General features: G+C 71.3%; 6 protein-coding genes. 3 read left to right on the top strand and 3 right to left on the bottom strand.

What is annotated here, in order from left to right; all coding sequences use genetic code 11:
• The coding region (locus tag RMO85_RS12745; RefSeq protein WP_310529098.1) for a VanZ family protein at positions 1-366 on the bottom strand (366 nt) is incomplete at its 3' end.
• 24 nt (positions 367-390) lie between these two features.
• Here RMO85_RS12745 and RMO85_RS12750 point away from each other — a divergent pair.
• A complete protein-coding gene (locus RMO85_RS12750) occupies positions 391-1,443 on the top strand; it encodes a hypothetical protein (protein ID WP_310529099.1) in 1,053 nt (350 codons plus the stop codon).
• Between the two features lie 3 nt (positions 1,444-1,446).
• Here the strand turns inward: RMO85_RS12750 and RMO85_RS12755 are convergent, their stop codons facing one another.
• Positions 1,447-2,085 carry a hypothetical protein gene (locus RMO85_RS12755; protein ID WP_310529100.1) on the bottom strand — a complete coding sequence of 213 codons (639 nt, stop codon included), beginning with the start codon at positions 2,083-2,085 and terminating at the stop codon, positions 1,447-1,449.
• A gap of 105 nt (positions 2,086-2,190) precedes the next feature.
• Between RMO85_RS12755 and RMO85_RS12760 the strand changes: the two genes are divergently transcribed.
• A complete protein-coding gene (locus tag RMO85_RS12760; protein WP_310529101.1) occupies positions 2,191-3,351 on the top strand; it encodes an acyl-CoA dehydrogenase family protein in 1,161 nt (386 codons plus the stop codon).
• Between the two features lie 9 nt (positions 3,352-3,360).
• Positions 3,361-4,374, top strand: a complete 1,014-nt coding sequence (gene fgd / locus RMO85_RS12765) for a glucose-6-phosphate dehydrogenase (coenzyme-F420) (RefSeq protein ID WP_310529102.1) — start codon at positions 3,361-3,363, stop codon at positions 4,372-4,374.
• Here the strand turns inward: fgd and RMO85_RS12770 are convergent.
• The gene (locus RMO85_RS12770) at positions 4,367-5,047 is read right to left on the bottom strand and encodes a dihydrofolate reductase family protein (RefSeq protein WP_310529103.1); all 681 of its coding nucleotides are present in this window, start codon (positions 5,045-5,047) and stop codon (positions 4,367-4,369) included. The genes fgd and RMO85_RS12770 overlap by 8 nt on opposite strands.
• Positions 5,048-5,098 lie beyond the last annotated feature (51 nt).

Raw genomic sequence — 5,098 nt, forward strand, 5'->3', positions numbered from 1 at the left:
CGCCCCCAGCAGCGCGCCGAGCGTGTTGGTGACCACGTCCACCGGGTCCGCGTACCGCGGCAGCACGAGCTGGATCAGCTCGATCACCGAGGACATGGCCCCCGCGACCAGCGCGACCCGCCACCACGGCCAGGTGGTGAGGAGCGCCAGTCCCACCCCCAGTGGCACGAAGAGCAGCACGTTGAGAAGCAGTCCGTAGTGTTCGGGCAGCGCCCAGTCCGGCGCGATCGGCCACGTGTAGCGGAAGAACACGTAGCACCCGACAGTCAGCCGGTTCAGCGCCCACGCCCACGGGCCGGCCACCACGATGACCAACGCGGCGGCGTACAACACCCACGCCAGTCGGGTGGTTGCGGGGCGTCGCACGACGTTCACCCTAGAGTTCGCGGTGTGGCAGTCGCCGAGCACGTGGTGGTCCGAGCGCTCGGAGTGGCCGTGGCCATCCCGGCCCGTGACCCGGACACCGCCGCACGGCTTCGCCGCCAGTGGTCGCGAGCACTCACGACCGAGACCGCCGAAGAGACCATCGACGTCAGCGAGCTGGCCGACCTGGCGCCGGACCAGCACGACTATGCGGTGACCGCCCGGGTCACGATGCGGGCCCTGGAGGCCACGGCCGGCACGCGGCTCAACATCCACGCCGGCGCGGTCGCCGGTGACACGGGCGCGGCGCTCGCGGTGGTCGGGGCCTCCGGCAGCGGCAAGACCACCGCCGTCCGCGCGCTCGCAGCACGGCTCGGGTACGTGAGCGACGAGACCCTCTCGGTGTCGGCCGACCTGTCCGTCCACCCGCATCCCAAGCCGTTGTCGGTCATCACCGACCCCTCGCAGCCCTGGCGCAAGGCGTCCGTCTCCCCCGACGACGCCGGCCTCCGGACGCCGCCCGCGCACACCACGTTGCGGCGCATCGTGCTGCTGCGTCGGGGCCACGGCACGGACGGCCTGGTGCCGGTCTCCACCCCCGAGGCGATCGTCGAGATCGTGCCGCAGACCTCGTCCCTGGTCCTGCTCGACTCACCGCTGCTGTGCCTGTCTCGAGCCATCGAGCGGTGCGGCGGGGCGCTCGCGCTGTACTACGACGAGGTGATCGACCACCTCGACGATCTCGTCGAGCTGCTCGACAGCACCCCCGAGGAGCCGTTGCCGGGCGTCCATCACCCGCCCATCGACCTGCCGGCACCGACGGGAGGTCAATGGTCGAGAAGGCCCTGGCTCGATGCCATGCAGTACGACGACGAGCTGGTCGTGATGGTCATCGACACCGCGCACCTGCTCGCCGGCCTCGGGACGACCGTGTGGCTGGCGCTGGCGCAACCGGCCAGTGCGGCCGAGCTCGTGGCCGTGGCCCAGGTCGAGCACGGCGCCCATCCGGATGCGCTCGGTCTGGTCGAGGCGGCGCTGGCCCAGCTCACTGAGCGCGGCCTGGTGTCCCGCCCCGGGTGAATCTCAACGGGGCGCACGCCTCATCACTCCGGACCACGACTCGTTGGCGCTCACCGCGACGGCGATCAGGGCAACCCCGAGCAGGACGCTGAACGCGTCCTGCATGCCCTCGGGGAGCCGGTGCTCGATCGGTGAGGTGACGGCGTGCCCGATCATCACCACCGGGATCCAGCGCGCGACGGTGCCCGCCATCAGCAGCGCCACGCCGAGGACCAGCAACCCCGCCTGGAAGGCCAGCAGGAACGAGCCGAGGTAGACGATCAGCCCGGTGTCGCGTGAGAGCAGGTCGAACTCCTGCGTGTCGGCCACCGAGTGCACCGCGAGGGCGCGGAACAAGATCAGCAGTGCGGCGTAGCCCGCCGTCCCGATCGTCCCGAAGGCGAAGACGACAGCGCCCACCTGACCGGTGACTCGCCCGCGTCCCTTCAGCAGGTGGATGAACGTCGGGATCCCGAGGGTCAGGGCGAAGGCGGCATACATGAAGGCGGCCGACGCCAGCAGCCAACGCTCCGGTGACGCCTCCTCGGTGCTGACCAGCTCCAGGACGCTGGGCGACGACGGCAGGCTCAGCGCGCCCATGATCAGTGCGCTCGCACCCGTCGCCAGGGCCGCCGCGGCGTACGGAAGCCAACGTTCGCCCATCCTTGGAACCTAGTCGCAGGCCGGGCCGCGTATCGTCGAACGGCCCAGATCGTCGAGACGGGCTACCTGTACCCGTCGCCATGCCTCCCCGGTAACGTCCGGGACATGACCGCCGCCCGCACCCTGCCCACCGAGGAAGCCGTCGAGCTGCTCAAGCTCGTCCGCGAGATCGCCGCCAAGGAGCTGGCCCCGCGATCCGCCGAGGCCGAGGCGACCGAGACCTTCCCGCGCGACGTGTTCCGGCTGCTCGGCGACGCGGGGATCCTGGGACTGCCCTACCCCGAGGAGCACGGCGGCGGCGGCCAGCCCTACGAGGTCTACCTGCAGGTTCTCGAGGAGATCGCCGCCGTGTGGTCGTCGGTCGGCGTCGGCGTCTCGGTGCACGCCCTGTCGTGCTTCGGGCTCTTCACCGCCGGCACCGAGGAGCAGAAGGCACAGTGGCTGCCCGACATGCTCGGCGGCTCGCTGCTCGGCGCCTACTGCCTGTCCGAGGCGCACGCCGGCTCCGACCCGGCGGCCATGAGGACGACGGCGAAGCGCGACGGCGACTCCTACGTGCTCAACGGCGCCAAGGCCTGGACCACGCACGGCGGCCACGCCGACTTCTACAAGGTGATGGCCCGGACCTCCGAGGACCGCAACGGGATCAGCTGCTTCCTCGTCCCGGCCGACACCGAGGGCCTCAGCGCAGATGCACCGGAGCGCAAGATGGGCCTGACCGGCTCGGCGACCGCGACGATGCGCTTCGACAACGTCCGCGTCCCCGCCAACCGACGACTCGGCGAGGAGGGCGAGGGCCTGCGGATCGCGCTCGCCGGCCTCGACTCCGGACGGCTCGGCATCGCCGCGGTCGCCACCGGGCTGGCGCAGGGTGCCCTGGACTCGGCCGTCGCCTACGCCCGCGAGCGCGAGACCTTCGGCAAGCCGATCATCGAGCACCAGGGCCTCGCCTTCGTGCTCGCCGACATGGAGGCGGCGATCGTCTCGGCGCGGGCCACGGTGCTGCACGCCGCGCGCCTCAAGGACGCCGGCCGGCCGTTCTCGCGCGAGGCCTCGATCGCCAAGATGGTCGCCACCGACAACGCCATGAAGGTGACGACCGACGCCGTCCAGGTGCTCGGCGGTTACGGCTACACGCGAGACTTCCCGGTCGAGCGCTACATGCGCGAGGCCAAGGTCATGCAGATCTTCGAGGGCACCAACCAGATCCAGCGCATGGTGATCTCGCGGTCGCTGGCCAAGGACAACGCCGGCACCATCAACTAAGGACCCCCCATGCTCCGTTTTGGCTACAAGGCATCGTCAGAGCAGTTCGCGCCGCAGGCCCTCGCCGACCTGGCCGTGCTGGCCGAGGACTCCGGCTTCGACTCGGTCTTCATCAGCGACCACCTGCAGCCGTGGCGACACGACGGCGGGCACGCCCCGGCGGCGCTGCCCTGGCTCGGTGCGGTGGCCGCGCGCACCTCGCGCGTCAGCCTCGGCACCAGCGTGCTGACGCCGACCTTCCGCTACCACCCCGGCGTGATCGCCCAGGCCTTCGCCACCCTGGGCTGCCTGGCCCCGGGGCGGATCATCCTGGGCGTCGGCTCGGGTGAGTCGCTCAACGAGGCACCACTCGGGATGGAGTGGCCCGACGGCAAGGAGCGGTTCGCCCGCCTCAAGGAGGCGCTGCAGGTCATCCAGGCGCTGTGGGCCGGCGAGCGCGTCACGTTCGAGGGCGACTACTACCAGCTCGCCAACGCCACGATCTACGACCTCCCCGACCAGCCCGTCCCGTTGTACGTCGCCGCGTCCGGCCCCTCCGCGACACGGCTCGCCGGCCGGGTCGGTGACGGCTTCATCTGCACCAGCGGCAAGGGCCGCGAGCTCTACACCGACACCCTGCTGCCCGCGCTCGCCGAGGGCGCGGCCAAGGCCGACCGCACGCTGGCCGACCTCGACCTGATGATCGAGGTCAAGGTGTCCTTCGACGACGACATCGACCGCGCGATGGCCGACACGCGCTTCTGGGGCGCGCTCGCGCTCTCCAGCGACGAGAAGACCGGCGTCGAGGACCCGATCCAGATGCAGCGGCTGGCCGATGCCCTCCCGGTCGAACGCACCGCCTCGCGCTTCATCGTCTCCAGCGACCCCGACGAGCACGTCGAGCGGATCTGGCAGTACGTCGACATGGGCTTCCGCCATCTCGTCTTCCACGCCCCCGGCCACGACCAGGCGCGGTTCATCAAGGCCTACGAGCGGGACGTGCTGCCGCGCCTGCGGGCCCGCGCGGCTGCCGACCTCAGCTGACCAGCCACCGCCCGAGGATCGTGGCGTCCTGCTCGAGCAACGACACCGGCCGCAGCGCGACGTCGACGTCGGCACCGCTCATGATCCGCAACTGGTCGCCGCCGATGAGGCGCGGCACCACGGAGTGGCACAGCTCGTCGACGACGCCTGCGGCCACGAGCGCGCCGAACAGGGCGGGGCCGCCCTCGCACAGCTGGTCGGCCCAGCCCTGCGCCGCCATCCGGGACTTCAGCGCCACCAGGTCCAGCTCGTCGTCGCCGAGGACCCACACGTGATCCGACCCGAGCTGGGCGCGGGTCTCGGCCAGGTGCGGGGCGTTCGCGACCGTGGCCATGGTGATCCGCCCGTCGGGCGCTCCGGTGAGTCCCTCGGGGAGTCCACCGGAGCGGCTCACGACGACGAGGGGCAGCCGCGGCACGTCGTACCCCTCTGCGCGCAATGTGCCCGCGCCCACCACCAGGCAGTCGGCCCGGGCCCGCAGCATGTCGAAGACCCGCTTGTCGGCGGGGTTGTTGATGCTCTTGCTGACGCCGTCGGCACCCTGCGCCGCGCCGTCGACAGTGCTGACGAAATTCACTCGCAGCCACGGCTCGCCGCGCGGCGCATAGGCCGCGGCCAGCGCCTCGTCGTCGAGGTCACGCAGGCTGACAAGGGTCAGGTCGCTCTCACTCATGGTCGCCATGGTGCCCCACCTAGAGTTGCGGCGTGATCACGCTCGCCGACC

The organism is Nocardioides sp. (assembly GCF_031422975.1).
Lineage (GTDB): Bacteria > Actinomycetota > Actinomycetes > Propionibacteriales > Nocardioidaceae > Nocardioides.